Consider the following 15,161-nt stretch of genomic DNA (forward strand, 5'->3'; position numbering starts at 1 on the left):
ATGGAGCAAGCCACCCTGGTCGGCTGCGACTTCTCCAGCAGCCCGACCCAACGCAAGCCCATCGTGCTGGCTTTCGGGCAGCTCGCGGGCGATCGCATCGTGTTGCAGCGGCTCACGCCGCTGGACGCGCTCGCCAAGTTCGGCCACTGGCTGGGTGAGCCCGGTTGCTGGGTCGGTGGTTTCGATGTCCCTTTTGGCTTGCCACGCGAACTGGTGGAGCACTTGCGGTGGCCGCTCACCTGGCGCGAATGCATCGAGCACTACGCGAAGCTCAGCCGTGCCGAAATCCGCGAGACGTTCGCGGCCTTCACCGCGGCGCGCCCGGCAGGCGGCAAGTTCGCGCACCGCGCTTTCGACAAACTCGCCGGGTCGAGCCCATCGATGAAGTGGGTCAACCCGCCTGTGGCGTACATGCTGCACGCGGCCGTGCCGTTGCTGCTGGCGGCGGGCGTGGACCTGCCGGGACTGCACGCGGGCGATCCGCAACGCGTCGCCCTCGAGGCTTATCCCGGCTTGCTGGCGCGCGAGCTCATCGGCCGGCGCAGCTACAAGAGCGACGACGTTGCCAAGCAGACGCCCGAGAGGCTGATCGCGCGCAAGGACTTGCTCGACGCGCTGGAAGCCGGCCGCACACGGTTGGGCTTGCGGCTGAAGCTCACGCACGCGCAACGCGATGCCCTGGTGGCGGACGCGAGCGGCGATTCACTCGATGCCGTGCTCTGCATGGTGCAAGCCGGCTGGGCCCAGCGCGAAGGCCCGCCGCGCTGGGGACTGCCGCAGACGCTGGACCCGCTGGAAGGCTGGATCGTCTCCGCCTGAGGCTGGGCAAAAGTCCCATCGAGCCCTGGCCCGAAAGGGCTGTGCCATCCGCTGCCCGGCCGTAGCCTCCCTAGCATGGTTTCCGAAGCGGCAGCCCTGCGCGCCGCGAAGGGAGCTTTTGCACATGCTGAACGAACTCGACAGCGCCGACATCGCCGTCATCATCCCTTGCTACAACGAGGAAGTGGCGATCGGCCGCGTGGTCACCGATTTCCGCCGGGCGCTGCCGAACGCGCGCGTCTACGTCTACGACAACGCGTCCACGGACCGCACGGCCGAGGTGGCGGAGCGCGCGGGCGCCATCGTCGGCCACGAGCCGTTCAAGGGCAAGGGCAACGTGATGCGCCGCATGTTCAGCGACGTCGAAGCCGACGTTTACGTGCTCGTGGACGGCGACGACACGTACGACGCCTCGGCCGCGCCGATGCTGGTGCGCGCGCTGCTGGACCAGCAGCTGGACATGGTGAACGGCGCGCGGGTCACGCAGGTCAAGGAGGCCTATCGCTTCGGCCATCGCTTCGGCAACCGGCTGCTCACCGGCCTGGTGCAGAAGATCTTCGGCAACCGCTTCGGCGACATGCTCTCGGGCTACCGCGTGTTCTCGCGCCGCTTCGTCAAGTCGTTCCCCGCGACCTCGGCCGGTTTCGAGATCGAGACCGAGCTCACGGTGCACGCGCTGGAACTGCGCATGAAGACGGCCGAGCTGCCCACCCGTTACAAGGACCGCCCGGAAGGCTCGACCTCCAAGCTGAACACCATCCGCGACGGCCTGCGCATCCTGCGCATGATCGGGCTGCTGGTGAAGGAAGAGCGGCCGCTGATGTTCTTCAGCTGCGCGGCCGTTTTGCTGGCCTTGCTGTCGGTGGGCCTCGCGGGCCCGATCCTCACCGAATTCTTCTTCACCGGGCTCGTGACGAGGCTGCCGACCGCGGTGTTGTCGGTGGGCATCATGCTGGTGGCGGTGCTGTCGATGATGTCCGGCCTGGTGCTGGACACGGTGACGCACTCGCGCCGCGAGATGAAGCGCCTGGCTTACCTGGACATCCCCGCGCCGAGCTGGCGCACGGCCCGCGCCAAGCCCGCCGCGCAACTGCAACGCTACGCGGCGAACCACGACGACGTCACCTTACCCGGCGTGCCGCTGGTCCTGTCCTGACGAACGCATCGCGATGCAGACCGATTCCGATTTCCTGTTCGCCTGGCGCCGCCCCGCGCGGCCGTTCGCCGGCAGCCTGGTACTGAGCGGCTGGCTGCTCGCCGCGCTGATGGGCGCGCTGTTCGCCGCCAACGCCGCGCTGCATTTCCCGGGCGTGATGAACAACGACTCGGTGGCGCAGTACCGGCAGGCGGTGAACGGCCACTACGGCGACTGGCATCCGCCCATCATGGCGTGGCTGTGGTCGTGGCTGCGCTACCTGCACGACGGGCCGGGGCCGTTCCTGCTGCTGCACCTGGCGCTGTACTGGACCGGCTTCGGGCTCTTCGCCGACGGCCTGCGCCGCATCGGCTGGCCCAAACTGGCCTTCGCGGTTGCGCTCGCCGGCGCCTTCCCGCCTTTCCTCTACGTGAACGCGCAGGTGGTGAAGGACGTCGGCATGGCGGTGAGCTGGCTCGCGGCCGCCGGCGCGCTGTACTGGTTCCGAGTGCAGCGGCGCCGCATCCCGGTGGCAGCCGCCATCTGCATGGCCGTGCTGCTGTTCTACGGGACGATGGTGCGGACCAACGCGGTGTTCGGCCTGGGCCCGCTGCTGCTGTTCGCGCTGGCGCCGCGCTCGTGGCTGCACAGCGCGCGCCTGATGGTCGCGGCCGTGGTCGTCGCCGTCATGGCGCTGCCCGCGGGCATGCTCGCCAACCGCGTGCTGTTCCAGCCCAAGCAGGAGAACGCGGTCCAGTCGCTGTTCCTGTTCGACCTGATGGGCATCGCGGTGCACTCGGGCGATCCTTCGCTGATGGAGCCGCGCGCCACTTTTCGCGCGGACGAACTGCGCGCCTGCTACTCGCCCTACTGGTGGGACAGCATCAGCCAATGGGGACGCTGCGCGGCCAAGGTGCACCGGCCCGATGCCGACACGCCCACGCTGCCGGAGGGCCTGGCTGCGCAATGGCTCACGACGATCGCGCACCATCCGCTCGCGTACGCGGAGCATCGCCTGAAGCACTTCAATTCCGCGCTGCTGTTCCTGGTGCCGTCCAAGCACGTGCGCCTGACGCCCGAATACCGCACCGACGATCCCGCGGTCAAGCCGCTGGAAGTGGTGACCGAGCGCGACGTGAAGCTGGACATCGTGCGCAAGAATTTCGCCATCTGGCCGGTCACCTGGCTGGCGTGGGCGGCCTGCCTGCTGTTCCTGCTGCGCCACGAAGCCGCGGTGACCGGCGTCGTGGCGGCGCGCACGCTGGCGGTGTCGGCCCTGGGCTACTCCGGCGCGTACCTGCTGATCGGCGTGGCGACGGACATGCGCTACCACTACTGGTCGCTGCTCGCGGTGCTGGTGGCCAGCACCGTGGTGCTGCCCGCGCTGCTGCGCCAGTGGCGCGAGCGCCGCGGCCCGCTGCTCGCGTGCGCAGCCATCGTCGGTGCCGTGGTGCTTCTGGGCACGCTCGCGCGGCTGGCCGACTTCCGGGGCTTCGTATGACGACGCTGGCACATCGACTGCAAGTGTTGCCGCCGGTGCTGCGCTTCGGCCTGGTGGGCGGCGCCGGCTTCCTGGTGGACGGCGGCCTGCTGCAACTGCTGGTGTGGGCGGGCTGGGGACCGATCACCGCGCGGCTGGTGTCTTTCCCGGCCGCTGTGCTGGCGACCTGGTGGCTCAATCGCGAGATCACTTTCCGCGGCCAGGACCACGGGAGCCTGCTGGGCAGCCTGGCGCGCTACGTGGCCGTGAGCCTGGTGGGCACCAGCATCAACTTCGGCATCTACACCAGTTGCGTGCTGGCTTCATCGGCGATGGCGACGCAGCCGCTGGTGCCCTTCGCCATCGCTTCCATCGTGGCGATGGCGTTCAACTACCTGGGCAGCAAGCACTTCGCCTTCAGGGCATGACCTGCGCCAGCGCCGCCAGCGCTTCCTGGTCGGTGCGGTACATGCGCAGCAGCGGCCCTTCCTGCAGTTCGCCCGCCTTGCGCAGCACGCGTTCCACCGGCAGCTTGATGCCGCTGACGTGCAGCGTGATGCCGCGTGCCTGCAGCATGCGGCGGATGGCGCCGAACACTTCCACGCCGGTGGCGTCCACGCGGTTGATCGGGTGCGTGAACAGGCAGACGTGCTGCGTATCCGGGTGAGCGGCCAGGTGCTCGACGACGGCGCGCTCGAACGAGGTGGCCGAAGCGAAATCCAGCTCCGCGTCCATGCGCAGCGCGTAGGTGTGCGGCGCCAGCGGCGCCAGGGTCCACAGGTGGCGGTCGCGCAGGCTGCCGTCCGGGTGCAGGCCCACCTCGATGATGCGCGGGTGCAGCCGCAGGTACAGGAAGTGCGCCAGGCCCGCCACCACGCCCGCCAGCACGCCCCAGTAGATGCGCGGCGTGGCCACGATGGTGATGATGGACGTGAGGCCCGCCGTCGCGGCTTCGACGCGATCGACCTGCCACAGCGCCGCGAACACGCGCGGCTTCAGCAGGCCCGCCACCGCCGTGACCACCACCGCGGACAGCGCCGACAGCGGTACGTAATACAGCGCGGGCGTGAGGAACAGCAGCACCACCATCACGATCACCGTCGCGGACACCGTCGCCCAGCCGGTCTTCGCGCCCGCGTACAGCGTGATGGCCGAGCGCGAGAACGACGTGCTGGTGGGGAAAGCGCCGCTCAGCGCCGAGGCGAGCTTGCCCACGCCCTGGCCCACCAGGTCCTGGTTGGCGTCCCAGCGCTTGCCGTCCTTCTGGCTCTCGATCTTGGCGCTGGACGCCATCTCCAGCGAACTCACCAGCGCGATGACCACGGCGGGCGCGATCAGGGCGCTGAAGTTCTCCCAGCCGGGGAAGCCCGGCCAGTACGGCATCGGCAGGCCCGCCGGCAGTTCGCCGACCACGCGGCCGCGCGACGCGTAGCCGGTCAGCCAGCTGATGACGCCCGCGCCGATCAGCGCCAGCAGCACGATGGGTACTTTCGGGAACAGCCGCTTGCCCATCTCGAACAGCACCACGCACGCGAAGCCGTACGCCAGCGCTTCCAGGTCGAAGCTGGGGCCGTGCAGCAGCGAAGAAAGCGGGCCTTTCAGCCCGATCAGTGCCGGCAACTGCGAAGCGATGATCAGCACCGCCGCGGCCTGGCTGAAGCCGGTGAGGATGGGCGAGCTCACCAGGTTCAGCACCCACGCGGAACCACTCGCGCCCACCGCGATCTGCATCGCGCCGGCCAGCAGCGCCAGCCACACGGCCATCGCCACCCACTCCGGCGAGCCCTGCGCCGCGCCATGGCCCAACAGGGATGCGCCCACCAGCACGCTGGTCAGCGCCGAGGGACCGACGGAAAGGCGCGTGGAGCTGCTGAACAGCACTGCCGCGAGCATCGGCAGGAAGGTGGCATAGAGGCCCGTCACGAGGGGCATGCCCGCGAGGCTCGAGTACGCGACCGATTGCGGGATCATCACCACCGCCACCGTGAGGGCGGCGACGACCTCGCCGTGCAACAGGGCCGTCGTGGGGCGCGGCCAGCGAAGGAAAGGGAACCGGCGGGAGAAGTCGCGCATGGGCTGAGCTTACGCGAGGAGCAACAATGCGCGGATCCGGCCTTCCGGTGGTGGATGGCGGGTCAAGCCCGCCATGACAAGAGCCATGTCATCCCGGCGAAAGCCGGTATCCGCCTCCTGGACCTTGTCTCACCGCTGCGGCATGTCCTTCGCGCCGTACCCCAGGCTCACCGTCGCGTCTTCCGGGATCGCCGGCATGGTGGTGTTCCACGCCTCCCAGTCGTCACGCATGCGCGCCAGCCGCGCCGGGTCGCGCCCCGCGTGGTTGGCCCGCTCGCGCTCGTCGGCGGGCAGGTTGAACAGGTAGTCGTGGCCGTCCACGCGCAGGTACTTCCAGTCGCCGTCGCGCATGGCGCGCTGGCCGCGGTGGTTCATGCGCCAGTACAACGCCCGCTTGAACGTGCGCGAGGGCTGCTTCAGCACGTCGAGCAGCGACACGCCGTCCAGCGGGTACGCGGGATTCGCGGCCACGCCGGCCGCTTCCAGCATGGTGGCCGACCAGTCCATGGTCATGCACTGCTGGCCGGTCACGCCGCCCGGCGCGATGGCCGCGGGCCAGTGCGCGATCCAGGGCACGCGGATGCCGCCTTCGGTCAAGTCCATCTTGCCGCCCACCAGCGGCCAGTTGTCGGAGAAGCGCTCGCCGCCGTTGTCGCTGGTGAAGACGACGAGCGTGTCGCGGTCCATCCCGTGCTTCTTCAGCGCCGCCATCAGCCAGCCGATGCCTTCGTCCATGTGGTGGATCATGCGGCGGTAGGTGTGGATGTTGCCGCCGTGCAGGTGGAACAGGTTGTCCTTCACCTCCGCGGCCAGGTGCGCGTCGTCGCGCGTTTCCCAGGGCCAGTGCGGCGCGGTGTAGTGCAGGCTCAGGAAGAACGGTGCGTCGCCCTTGGCCATGCGCCCGACGTAGTCCACGGCGCGGTGGGAGATCAGGTCGGTGAGGTAGCCCTCTTCGTGCTTCTCCTCGTCGCCGAAGTACAGGTCGTGCGTGCCGTTGTTGCTGCAGTGGCTGAAGTAGTCCACCCCGCCCGACATGGGGCCGAAGAACTCTTCGTAGCCGGACTTCAGCGGGCTGAACGCCGGCGGGTAGCCCAGGTGCCACTTGCCGATCAGCGCCGTGCGGTAGCCCGCGCCGCGCAGCAGCGAAGGCAGGGTGGGGTGTTCGGGCGGCAGGCCCAGCGTGGTGCTGCCCTTGCTCTTGCTGTTGATCGGCTCTTCCGCCGCGCCGCGCAGGCGGTACTGGTAGCGCGCCGTCATCAGCGCGAATCGCGTGGGCGAGCACACCGGCGAGTTGGAATAGCCTTGCGTGAACTTCAGGCCATCGGCGGCCAGCGAGTCGAGCACCGGCGACACCGGGCCGAAGTCCGCGTCGCGGCCGCCGTAGCAGCCCAGGTCGGCGAAGCCCAGGTCGTCGGCGACGATGAAGATGATGTTGGGTCGTTTCGAGGTCACGGTCATTCCACTTTCATGCCGGTGGCACGGATCACTTTTCCGTAGCGGTCCGACAGGTCCGCCAGCCGCCTGGCCGCCGCGGCACCCGCGTCGCCTTCGTAGTGCATGTCCAGGTTGTCCAGCTGGTTGCGGACCTCGGGCCGCGCCACCGCGGCGGCCACGGCCTTCTGGATGGACTGCGCCAGCGGCTCCGGCGTGGACGCGGGCAGCATGGCGAGGTACAGCACCTCCTGCTCCAGCTGCGGCAAGCCGGCTTCGCGCACGGTGGGCACGTCCGGCGCCAGCTTGGACCGCTGGCGGCTGGTGACGGCCAGTGCCGTGACCTTGCCCGCCTTCACGTGCGGCAGCATGCCGGGCGTGGCCAGCACGCCGCCCGTCACTTCGCCCGACAGCACCGCCGTGACGGCGGGCGCGTTGCCCTTGTAAGGCACATGCGTGACTTTCATGCCGGTGGCTTCGGTGGCCATCTCGGCGGCCAGGTGGCCGGGGCTGCCGCTGCCGGCGCTGCTGAACGTCACGCCCTTGGCCTTGCCGGCCGTGACGAGATCGTTCAGGGTCTTGAACCCGTTCGACGGGTTGACGCCGATCAGCAGGCCCGACGAACTGGCGATGACCAGCGGCCGCAATTCCGGCGGCTTGAAGCCGGCGGCCTTGTAGATGTGCGGGTTGACGCTGACCGTCGAGTCGATGGTCCACAGCACCGTGTAGCCGTCGCCCGGCGCCTTGGCCACGGCGTCGGCGCCGATGTTGCCGCCGGCACCGGCCTTGTTCTCCACCACGAACGGCTGCTTCAGCTCCTTCTGCAGGGCGTCGGCCACCGAGCGGGCCAGCACGTCCAGCGGTCCGCCGGCGGGAAAGTTGACGACGAATTTCACCGGGCGCGAGGGCCAGGCGTCCTGCGCGAACGCGGACCCGGCGGCGACGGCCAGGGCGCAGGCAAGGAGAAGCGGTCGGCGTTGCATGGCGCGGTTCCTCAGTCGGCTTTCAGGCCCAGCCGCTTCACCAGCGGTTCCCAGCGCGCGATCTCGCCGCCCATCACCTTCTGCGCCTGCGCCGAGGTGCTGCCGATGCCCACGAGGTCGTAGGTCTGCAGCTTCGCCTTCACGTCGGGGTCCTGCATGATGGCCGCCGAGAGCTTCTCGATCTGCGCCACCACGGCGGGCGGCGTGCCGGCGGCCGTCTGCAGCACCAGCCGGAAGCTGGCGTCGAGGTCGGGCTGGTTCAGCGCCTTCGCCAGCGTGGGCACGTCGGGCGCCAACGGTGACGGTGTGGAAGACGACACGGCCAGCGCCTTCAGCTTGCCGGCCTTCACGTGCGGCACCACGGTCGGGGTCGCGAGGAAGCCGCAGGCCACTTCCCCGGCCAGCACGGCTTGCGTGGCGGGCGCGGGACCGCGGTAAGGCACGTGCTGCATCTTCGCGCCCGAAGCCTGCAGGAACATCTCCGCGGCCAGGTGGCCCGGCACGCCGGGGCCGCCCGACGCGTAGTTCATCTGCGCCGTCTTCGCCTTGGCGACCAGCTCCGCCGCCGTCGAGACACCTACCGACGGATGGCACACCAGCATCTGCGAGAAGCTGGCGAGCACGGAGATGGACAGCAGGTCCTTGCGCGCGTCGAAGCCTTGCGTGCCGTACACCAGCGGGTTGACGGTGAGCACCGTGTCGGGACTGAGCACCAGCGTGTAGCCGTCGGGGTCGGCCTTGGCGGCCACGCCTGCGGCGAGGTTGTTGCCGGCGCCCGGCCGGTTCTCCACCACCACGGGTTGCCCGGTGCGCTTGGTGATCTGGTCGCCGAAAGTGCGGGCCGTGATGTCGGAGGGGCCGCCCGGGGGCGAACCGACCAGCAGCCTGACGGGCTTCGCCGGCCAGGCCTGTCCTGAGCCCGTCGAAGTGGCCTGTCCTGAGCTTGTCGAAGCAGTGGTCGTCTGTGCGATCGCGGCGGACGCGGCGATGGCGAGGGCGGTGGCGAGGATTCGCTTCATGGTCACTCCGTCGGGTTCAGGGCTGGTAGCCGGACTGGCGGACGATCGGCGTCCATTGCGCGCGGTAGGCCTTCAGCAGCGCTTCGCTCTGGACGCGCGTGCTCACCACGGGCGTGAGCTTGCCGTCCGTGAACTTGCGCTGCGTGTCGGGGTCGCGCATGGCGGCCTGGATGGCTTGCGAGATCTTCTCGATGCGGTCGGCCGGCATCGTGGCGGGCGCGAAGAACGCGTTCCAGCCGGTGGCCACCAGGTCCAGGCCCGACTCCTTGAACGTCGGCACGCCGGGCGACCAGGGGGAGCGCTTCGCGCCCGAGCTGGCCAGCACGCGCAGCTTGCCCGCGTCGTGGTGCGGCAGCTGCGTCTCCAGCGTGTCGAAGGCCACGGGCACCTGCCCGCCGATGAGGTCGCTCACCAGCGGCGCCGAGCCGCGGTAGCCCACCACCTGCGCCTTCACGCCGGCCTTCTCGCCCGTCATCAGCGCGAAGAAGTGCGGCAGGCTGCCCGTGGCCGGCACGCCGAAGTTGGCCTTCTCGGGATTCGCGCGCAGCCACGCGATGAGGTGGTTGAGCTCGCGCACCGGCACGGCCGAAGCGACCGCCAGGCCGAACTCGTAGTCGTTCACCACCGACAGCGGCACGAAGTCCTTCTCCGGGTCGTAGCCCGCGTCCCTGAACACCAGCGGCGCGACGAACATCACGGCCGGGTTGGCGATGAGGATGGCGTTCTGGTTCGCGGGCGAGCCCTTCAACTGCTGCGCTGCCAGGCGGCCGCCGGCGCCGGTGCGGTTGTCCACCACCACCGGCACGCCCAGGCTGGACTGCAGCTTGTCGCCGACGATGCGGGCCACCTTGTCGGTGGCGCCGCCCGGCGGGTACGGCACCACGATGCGCAGCGGTCCGTCCAGGGCCTGCGCGGCGGCGAGGCGAGCGAGGGGCAGGGCGCCGAACCCGAGCGCCAGCGTTCTTCTTTTCATGGACCTGTCTCCGAGGGCCGAAACAGGCCATTCTGGTGGGGCGACAATCGATTGATCAAATCAACCATGCCCCGCGTTAACCCTAGGCCGCCCGCCCGCCTTCGCGCACCGCGGCGGCTGGACGACCTGCTGCTCTACCGGCTGAGCCGGCTGCTGGCCACCGGCGGCCACGCGGTCATCCGCCTGTGCGAAGGCCGCTACGGCATCACGCGGCGCGAATGGCGCGTGCTGTCGCTGCTGGCCGAACAGCCGGGCATGCTGTCGTCGTCCGAACTCGCGCTGCGCGCGCAGTTGGACCGCGCGCGCACCTCGCGCGCCATCACGTCGCTGGTCGCCAAGCGGCTGGTGCGGCGCGAAGCGGGGCCCGGCGATCGCCGGCAGGTGCGCCTGTCGCTCACGCCGGCGGGCCAGTCCCTGCACGACGAACTGTTCCCGCAAGTGGCCGCGGTCAACCGCGACCTGCTGGCCGTCCTGGACGAGGGCGAGGCGGCGGCGCTGCAGGCCGCGCTCGATCGCCTGCAGTCGCGTGCCGATGAATTGCACCAGGCCGCGGCGGCGTTGCCCAAGGCGGATCGCAGGCGGGGGCGCACGCGCCGGGCGCTCGGATGAAGACGGCCCGCGAGTGGTTCGACAGCCGGGGCTGGAAAGCCTTCGCGTTCCAGCGCGAAGTGTGGAAGTCGGTGGCGCAAGGCCGCAGCGGCCTGCTGCACGCCACCACCGGTGCGGGCAAGACGTACGCGGTGTGGCTCGGCATGCTGCAGGCGCTGGTCAAGCGGCACCCGCCCGGGCGCACGGCCGAGCCGCTTCGCGTGCTGTGGCTCACCCCGATGCGCGCGCTGGCGTCGGACACCACGCGCGCGCTCACGTTGCCGCTCACCGCACTGGCGCCCGCGTGGACCATCGGCCAGCGCACCGGCGATACCGGCAGCGCGGAGCGCGCGCGGCAGGACCGGCGCTTTCCCACCGTGCTGGTCACCACGCCCGAGTCCCTCAGCCTGATGCTCACGCGCGAGAACAGCCGCGAAGAGCTGGCCGGCATCGAGTACGTGGTCGTCGATGAATGGCACGAGCTGATCGGCAGCAAGCGCGGCGTGCAGGCGCAGCTGGCGCTGGCGCGGCTGCGGCGGCTGAACCCGGGCCTCGTCACCTGGGGCTTGTCCGCGACGCTGGGCAACCTCGAGGAAGCGATGCACGTGCTGTGCGGCGAAGGCCTGCAGCCCGAGCCCGCGCTGGTGCGCGGCCGCATCGACAAGAAGCTGGTCATCGACACGCTGATCCCCAAGGACCCGGGCCGCTACTCGTGGGCGGGCCACCTGGGCCGGCAGATGCAGCTGCCCGTCGTGGAGGAGATCGACAGGTCGGGCACGACGCTGGTCTTCACCAACGTGCGCTCGCAGGCGGAGATCTGGTACCAGCTGCTGCTGGAAGAGCGGCCCGAGTGGGCGGGCACCATCGCGCTGCACCACGGCTCGCTGGACCGCGGCACGCGCGACTGGGTGGAGCGCGGCCTGAAGGAAGGCACGCTGCGCGCGGTGGTGGCGACCTCTTCGCTGGACCTGGGCGTGGACTTCCTGCCGGTGGAGCGCGTGCTGCAGATCGGCTCGGCCAAGGCGGTCGCGCGCATGCTGCAGCGCGCGGGCCGCAGCGGGCATGCGCCGGGGCGCGACAGCCGCATCACGCTGGTGCCGACCAACACGATGGAACTCATCGAATCGGCGGCTGCGCGCGCCGCCGCGAAAGAGGGCCGGGTCGAGAAGCGCGATCCGCCATCCAAGCCGCTCGACGTGCTGGTGCAGCACCTGGTGACCGTCGCGCTGGGCGGCGGCTTCTTCGCCGACAGCCTGTTCGAAGAAGTGCGCACCGCCTGGTCGTACCGTCAGCTCACCCGCGCCGAGTTCGACTGGTGCGTGGCGTTCTGCGAGCGTGGCGGCGAAAGCCTCTCGGCCTATCCCGACTACCACCGCATCAAGCAGGATGAAGACGGTGCGTGGCGCGTGCCGGACCGCGGCATCGCGCGGCGCCACCGCATGTCGGTGGGCACCATCGTCAGCGACGCGGCGATGCAGGTGAAGTGGATGAGCGGCGGCACGCTGGGCACCATCGAGGAAGGCTTCATCGCGCGGCTGCGCAAGGGCGACTGCTTCTACTTCGCCGGCCGGCTGCTGGAGTTCGTGCGGGTGCAGGAGATGGCCGCGTACGTGCGCAAGGCGGCGAAGAGCAAGGGCATCGTCACCACCTGGGGCGGCAGCAAGATGGCGCTGTCCACCGAGATGGGCGACGCGGTGCTGGAAATGATGCAGGCCGCCGCCGCGGGCCGCTACACGCAGCCCGAGCTGAAGGCCGCGCGGCCGATGCTGGAGACGCAGGCGCGGCTGTCGCGGATTCCCACGCCGGACACGGTGCTGGTGGAGACTTTCCGCTCGCGCGAAGGCTTCCACCTGTACGTGCACCCGTTCGCGGGCCGCCACGTGCACCTGGGGCTGGCCAGCCTGCTGGCGTGGCGGCTGGCGCGCGAGAAGCCGAACACCTTCAGCCTGTCGGTGAACGACTACGGCTTCGAGCTGGTGAGCGCGGACGAGTTCGACCTGGCGTCCGTGCTGGACCTCGGTGTGTTCACCACCGGGAACCTGCTGCACGACGTGCTGGAGTCGCTCAACTCCTCGGAACTGGCGCAGCGGCGTTTCCGCGAAATCGCGCGCGTGGCCGGGCTGGTGTTCACCGGCTACCCCGGCCAGCCCAAGAGCCTGCGGCAGCTGCAGGCGTCCAGCGGGCTGTTCTTCGAGGTGTTCCGCAAGTACGACCGCGGCAACCTGCTGCTGTCGCAGGCCGAACAGGAGGTGCTGAACCAGGAGCTGGAGCTGTCGCGCCTGCGCGCCACGCTGGAGCGCATCAACTCGCGGGAGCTGGTGCACGTGCCGCTGCGTCACCCCAGCCCGATGAGCCTGCCGCTGATGGTGGAGCGCTTCCGCGAGAAGCTGTCGACCGAGCAGCTGTCGCAACGGCTGGATCGCATCCTGCGCGACATGGAGAAGGACGAGCAGCGCGCCGCCCGCTGAGCCGCTGCCCGAGCGGTCCTACAGGCGCTCGCGGCCATGCCGCAGCGCGGTGGCGGGTGCGCTTCCGTAGAGTGGCCCTCATCGGGCCGCGCACGCCGCGAGCCTTCGGAGGACTTGCGATGAAGATGTTCCGGCTCTCCCTGCTGGCCTTGGCCGTCACGGCCGCGCTTGCCGCGTGCGGCGACAACCTGGACCAGCGCACCGAGCGCGTCGAAGACGGCGTGGCGCGTGCCAAGGGCGCCACCGCCGGAGCCCGGCAGGAAGCGCGCGAGGCCACGGCCGCGACCGGCGCCACGCCGGGCGACAGCACGGCCGTCGCCGACGCCAACCCGGGCGGGGCGGCGCCGTCCACTTCCACATCCGAGCCCGCGACGTCGGCGATGGGCTCCGGTCCCGACACGCGCGGCGCGGGCACGCCGGCCGCATCCAGCCGCGCGGCCGATGCGCAGATCACGGCGCGGGTCAACCAGGCTTTGGCGGCCGAGAACGACCTGCGCGGCGTGCGCATCGACGTCGATACCCAGGATGGCGTGGTCACGCTCAGCGGCGCGGTGGCGACAGCCGCCACGCGCGCGCGCATCACCGAAGTGGCCAAGACGGTGAAGGACGTGCGGTCGGTGAACGACCAGCTGACGCTCACCACTGGCTGAGCCGGCGGATCAGGCCGCCGGTGGGCCCTGAGGCCGTGCCGCGGGTTCCGGCTGTTCCATCGCGGACGCCGCCGGCGCTGCCGGGTGCTGCTTGCCCCCGGGGCTGTGGATCACGTCGTGCACGAAGCGCAGCTTCTGCAGCGACTCGCTGGTCAGCGCGAACGGGTAGGCGTCTTCCTGGCCGAGGCTGCGGTTGAGGCTGTTCACCAGCAGCGTGACCGGCACCCACTGGTCCACCAGCCGGTCGAAGTCCACCTCGCTGTGCTCGAACGGGTCTTCCACCTCGTCGCCTTCCTCGCCCGGCACTTCGACGCGGGTGTTGTACGAGGCGGCGGTCTCCAGCAGATCGACCATGTGCAGGTAGTGCGCCCAGGTTTCGGCCCAGTCTTCCCACGGATGCGAGGTCGCATAGGCGCTGACGAAGCGCTGCTGCCAGTCCGCGGGCGCGCCGCCGGCGTAGTGCCGCTGCAGCGACTGCGCGTAGTCGATGGACTCGTCGCCGAAGACCCTGCGGAATTCGTCCACGCGGCCTTCCTCGTCCACCAGCCGGTCCCAGTAGTAGTGGCCCGACTCGTGACGCAGGTGGCCGAGCAGGGTGCGGTAGGGCTCGCGCATCTCCACGCGGCGCTTCACGCGCTCGGCGTCGTCGGCTTCGGCGACGTTCAGCGTGATGAGCCCGTTGGCGTGGCCGGTCGTCACCATCTGGCCCGGCATGTCGGCCAGGAACTCGAAGACGGGGCCGTCCTGCACGCCCGGCGGCGGGCACACGTTCACCAGGCCCAGGCGCGCGAGCGTGTAGAACAGCCGCCGCTTGGCGATCTCGATCCTGTACCAGCGGTCCACGTTGCCCGGCACCGACAGGTCGGGCAGCACGCGCGTCTGCCGGCACGAAGCGCAGTACGGATTCGGGTCGTCCACCGGCACGGCGAAGTTGCAGGCCTGATGGTCGGTGTGGTTGTGGCAGAGGCGGTAGAAGTGCCTGGCTGGCCGGCGCCGCCTGGGCCGCTTTCGCTGCCACGTGCCCCCGGGCTGGCCGGGCGCGGGCTCGATCGCGCACAGCGCCAGGCGGTCCGGCAGGAACGCCAGCGCGCTGCCGCAGCGCAGGCATTGCACGTTCTCGAAAAAGAGCGGCTGCCCGCAGTGGTCGCAGCGGAAGGTTTGCATGGCTCGCCTGGATCTGGAGGCGGACCCGCCGGCGCGAGCGGCGGCGGGTCCCCAGGGGTCTTACGGGCGGACCGCGATGTCGTTCTTCACCGCGCGCACGCCCTTGGTGTTGCGTGCGAGGTATTCGGCCTGGGCCTTCTCCGCGTTCGACTTGGCGAAGCCGGACAGCTGCACCGTGCCGTTCAGGGTCTCGACCTTGATGGAGGCGGCGTCCACCGTCTTGTCTTCCACGAACTTGGTCTTCACCGCGGTGGTGGTGGCCGTGTCGTCGACGTAGGCGCCCGCCGTTTCCTGGCCGCGCATCACGGCGCAGCCCGTGCCGGCCAGCGTGGCGGCGGCCAGGGCGGCGATTGCGAGGGCTCGTGCGTACTTGTTCAT

Annotated in this window: 14 protein-coding genes; 7 read left to right on the forward strand and 7 right to left on the reverse strand. The window is 70.1% G+C overall.

Translation table 11 applies throughout. The features are described 5' to 3' along the window. The 4 genes from EZ216_RS09775 to EZ216_RS21330 all read left to right on the forward strand — a co-directional run bounded on the left by EZ216_RS09775 (position 1) and on the right by EZ216_RS21330 (position 3,862). Positions 1 to 819, forward strand: coding sequence for a DUF429 domain-containing protein (locus tag EZ216_RS09775; RefSeq protein ID WP_239024327.1), 819 nt, complete (start codon positions 1 to 3; stop codon positions 817 to 819). Positions 820 to 943: 124 nt separating this feature from the next. After that, on the forward strand, positions 944 to 1,975 hold the full coding sequence (locus EZ216_RS09780; RefSeq protein ID WP_135249548.1) for a glycosyltransferase family 2 protein: 1,032 nt from the start codon (positions 944 to 946) through the stop codon (positions 1,973 to 1,975). Positions 1,976 to 1,988: 13 nt separating this feature from the next. Continuing rightward, positions 1,989 to 3,455 carry a hypothetical protein gene (locus EZ216_RS21325; protein WP_167772867.1) on the forward strand — a complete coding sequence of 489 codons (1,467 nt, stop codon included), beginning with the start codon at positions 1,989 to 1,991 and terminating at the stop codon, positions 3,453 to 3,455. Next, complete coding sequence (locus tag EZ216_RS21330; protein WP_167772868.1) at positions 3,452 to 3,862, forward strand: GtrA family protein; 411 nt, start codon at positions 3,452 to 3,454, stop codon at positions 3,860 to 3,862. Before EZ216_RS21325 ends, EZ216_RS21330 begins: the two co-directional genes overlap by 4 nt. Here EZ216_RS21330 and EZ216_RS09790 read toward each other — a convergent pair. The 5 genes from EZ216_RS09790 to EZ216_RS09810 all read right to left on the reverse strand — a co-directional run bounded on the left by EZ216_RS09790 (position 3,852) and on the right by EZ216_RS09810 (position 9,913). Beyond that, positions 3,852 to 5,507 carry a SulP family inorganic anion transporter gene (locus EZ216_RS09790; RefSeq protein WP_135249549.1) on the reverse strand — a complete coding sequence of 552 codons (1,656 nt, stop codon included), beginning with the start codon at positions 5,505 to 5,507 and terminating at the stop codon, positions 3,852 to 3,854. The two genes, EZ216_RS21330 and EZ216_RS09790, sit on opposite strands and share 11 nt — an antisense overlap. Before the next feature lie 129 nt (positions 5,508 to 5,636). After that, positions 5,637 to 6,965: a sulfatase family protein gene (locus EZ216_RS09795; protein ID WP_135249550.1), complete on the reverse strand. Its 1,329-nt coding sequence runs from the start codon at positions 6,963 to 6,965 to the stop codon at positions 5,637 to 5,639. After that, complete coding sequence (locus EZ216_RS09800) at positions 6,962 to 7,921, reverse strand: Bug family tripartite tricarboxylate transporter substrate binding protein (protein ID WP_135249551.1); 960 nt, start codon at positions 7,919 to 7,921, stop codon at positions 6,962 to 6,964. Before EZ216_RS09800 ends, EZ216_RS09795 begins: the two co-directional genes overlap by 4 nt. 11 nt (positions 7,922 to 7,932) lie before the next feature. Next, positions 7,933 to 8,940, reverse strand: coding sequence for a Bug family tripartite tricarboxylate transporter substrate binding protein (locus EZ216_RS09805; protein WP_135249552.1), 1,008 nt, complete (start codon positions 8,938 to 8,940; stop codon positions 7,933 to 7,935). Between the two features lie 16 nt (positions 8,941 to 8,956). Next, the gene (locus EZ216_RS09810; RefSeq protein WP_135249553.1) at positions 8,957 to 9,913 is read right to left on the reverse strand and encodes a Bug family tripartite tricarboxylate transporter substrate binding protein; all 957 of its coding nucleotides are present in this window, start codon (positions 9,911 to 9,913) and stop codon (positions 8,957 to 8,959) included. 66 nt (positions 9,914 to 9,979) lie between these two features. Between EZ216_RS09810 and EZ216_RS09815 the strand changes: the two genes are divergently transcribed. The 3 genes from EZ216_RS09815 to EZ216_RS09825 all read left to right on the forward strand — a co-directional run bounded on the left by EZ216_RS09815 (position 9,980) and on the right by EZ216_RS09825 (position 13,619). Then, entirely contained in the window at positions 9,980 to 10,522 is a 543-nt protein-coding gene (locus EZ216_RS09815) for a MarR family winged helix-turn-helix transcriptional regulator (RefSeq protein WP_135249554.1), read from the forward strand. Further along, on the forward strand, positions 10,519 to 12,969 hold the full coding sequence (locus EZ216_RS09820) for a ligase-associated DNA damage response DEXH box helicase (protein ID WP_135249555.1): 2,451 nt from the start codon (positions 10,519 to 10,521) through the stop codon (positions 12,967 to 12,969). The genes EZ216_RS09815 and EZ216_RS09820 overlap by 4 nt, the downstream gene beginning before the upstream one ends. 125 nt (positions 12,970 to 13,094) lie before the next feature. Continuing rightward, positions 13,095 to 13,619 carry a BON domain-containing protein gene (locus EZ216_RS09825; protein WP_205959650.1) on the forward strand — a complete coding sequence of 175 codons (525 nt, stop codon included), beginning with the start codon at positions 13,095 to 13,097 and terminating at the stop codon, positions 13,617 to 13,619. Positions 13,620 to 13,628: 9 nt separating this feature from the next. Here EZ216_RS09825 and EZ216_RS09830 read toward each other — a convergent pair whose 3' ends face one another. Then, positions 13,629 to 14,783, reverse strand: coding sequence for a zinc-binding metallopeptidase family protein (locus tag EZ216_RS09830; protein ID WP_135249557.1), 1,155 nt, complete (start codon positions 14,781 to 14,783; stop codon positions 13,629 to 13,631). A gap of 60 nt (positions 14,784 to 14,843) precedes the next feature. Continuing rightward, positions 14,844 to 15,161: a BON domain-containing protein gene (locus EZ216_RS09835; RefSeq protein ID WP_135249558.1), complete on the reverse strand. Its 318-nt coding sequence runs from the start codon at positions 15,159 to 15,161 to the stop codon at positions 14,844 to 14,846.

It is taken from the genome of Ramlibacter humi (assembly GCF_004681975.1).
Classification (GTDB): Bacteria; Pseudomonadota; Gammaproteobacteria; order Burkholderiales; family Burkholderiaceae_C; genus Ramlibacter; species Ramlibacter humi.

What these genes read in the sequence shown, in the direction of transcription:
- EZ216_RS09775 (WP_239024327.1), top strand. Translation starts at nt 1, where the DNA reads ATGGAGCAAGCCACCCTGGTCGGCTGCGACTTCTCCAGCAGCCCGACC.
- EZ216_RS09795 (WP_135249550.1), bottom strand. Translation starts at nt 6,965, where the DNA reads ATGACCGTGACCTCGAAACGACCCAACATCATCTTCATCGTCGCCGAC.
- EZ216_RS09805 (WP_135249552.1), bottom strand. Translation starts at nt 8,940, where the DNA reads ATGAAGCGAATCCTCGCCACCGCCCTCGCCATCGCCGCGTCCGCCGCG.
- EZ216_RS09780 (WP_135249548.1), top strand. Translation starts at nt 944, where the DNA reads ATGCTGAACGAACTCGACAGCGCCGACATCGCCGTCATCATCCCTTGC.
- EZ216_RS21330 (WP_167772868.1), top strand. Translation starts at nt 3,452, where the DNA reads ATGACGACGCTGGCACATCGACTGCAAGTGTTGCCGCCGGTGCTGCGC.
- EZ216_RS09790 (WP_135249549.1), bottom strand. Translation starts at nt 5,507, where the DNA reads ATGCGCGACTTCTCCCGCCGGTTCCCTTTCCTTCGCTGGCCGCGCCCC.
- EZ216_RS09815 (WP_135249554.1), top strand. Translation starts at nt 9,980, where the DNA reads ATGCCCCGCGTTAACCCTAGGCCGCCCGCCCGCCTTCGCGCACCGCGG.
- EZ216_RS09825 (WP_205959650.1), top strand. Translation starts at nt 13,095, where the DNA reads ATGTTCCGGCTCTCCCTGCTGGCCTTGGCCGTCACGGCCGCGCTTGCC.
- EZ216_RS09835 (WP_135249558.1), bottom strand. Translation starts at nt 15,161, where the DNA reads ATGAACAAGTACGCACGAGCCCTCGCAATCGCCGCCCTGGCCGCCGCC.
- EZ216_RS09810 (WP_135249553.1), bottom strand. Translation starts at nt 9,913, where the DNA reads ATGAAAAGAAGAACGCTGGCGCTCGGGTTCGGCGCCCTGCCCCTCGCT.
- EZ216_RS09820 (WP_135249555.1), top strand. Translation starts at nt 10,519, where the DNA reads ATGAAGACGGCCCGCGAGTGGTTCGACAGCCGGGGCTGGAAAGCCTTC.
- EZ216_RS21325 (WP_167772867.1), top strand. Translation starts at nt 1,989, where the DNA reads ATGCAGACCGATTCCGATTTCCTGTTCGCCTGGCGCCGCCCCGCGCGG.
- EZ216_RS09830 (WP_135249557.1), bottom strand. Translation starts at nt 14,783, where the DNA reads ATGCAAACCTTCCGCTGCGACCACTGCGGGCAGCCGCTCTTTTTCGAG.
- EZ216_RS09800 (WP_135249551.1), bottom strand. Translation starts at nt 7,921, where the DNA reads ATGCAACGCCGACCGCTTCTCCTTGCCTGCGCCCTGGCCGTCGCCGCC.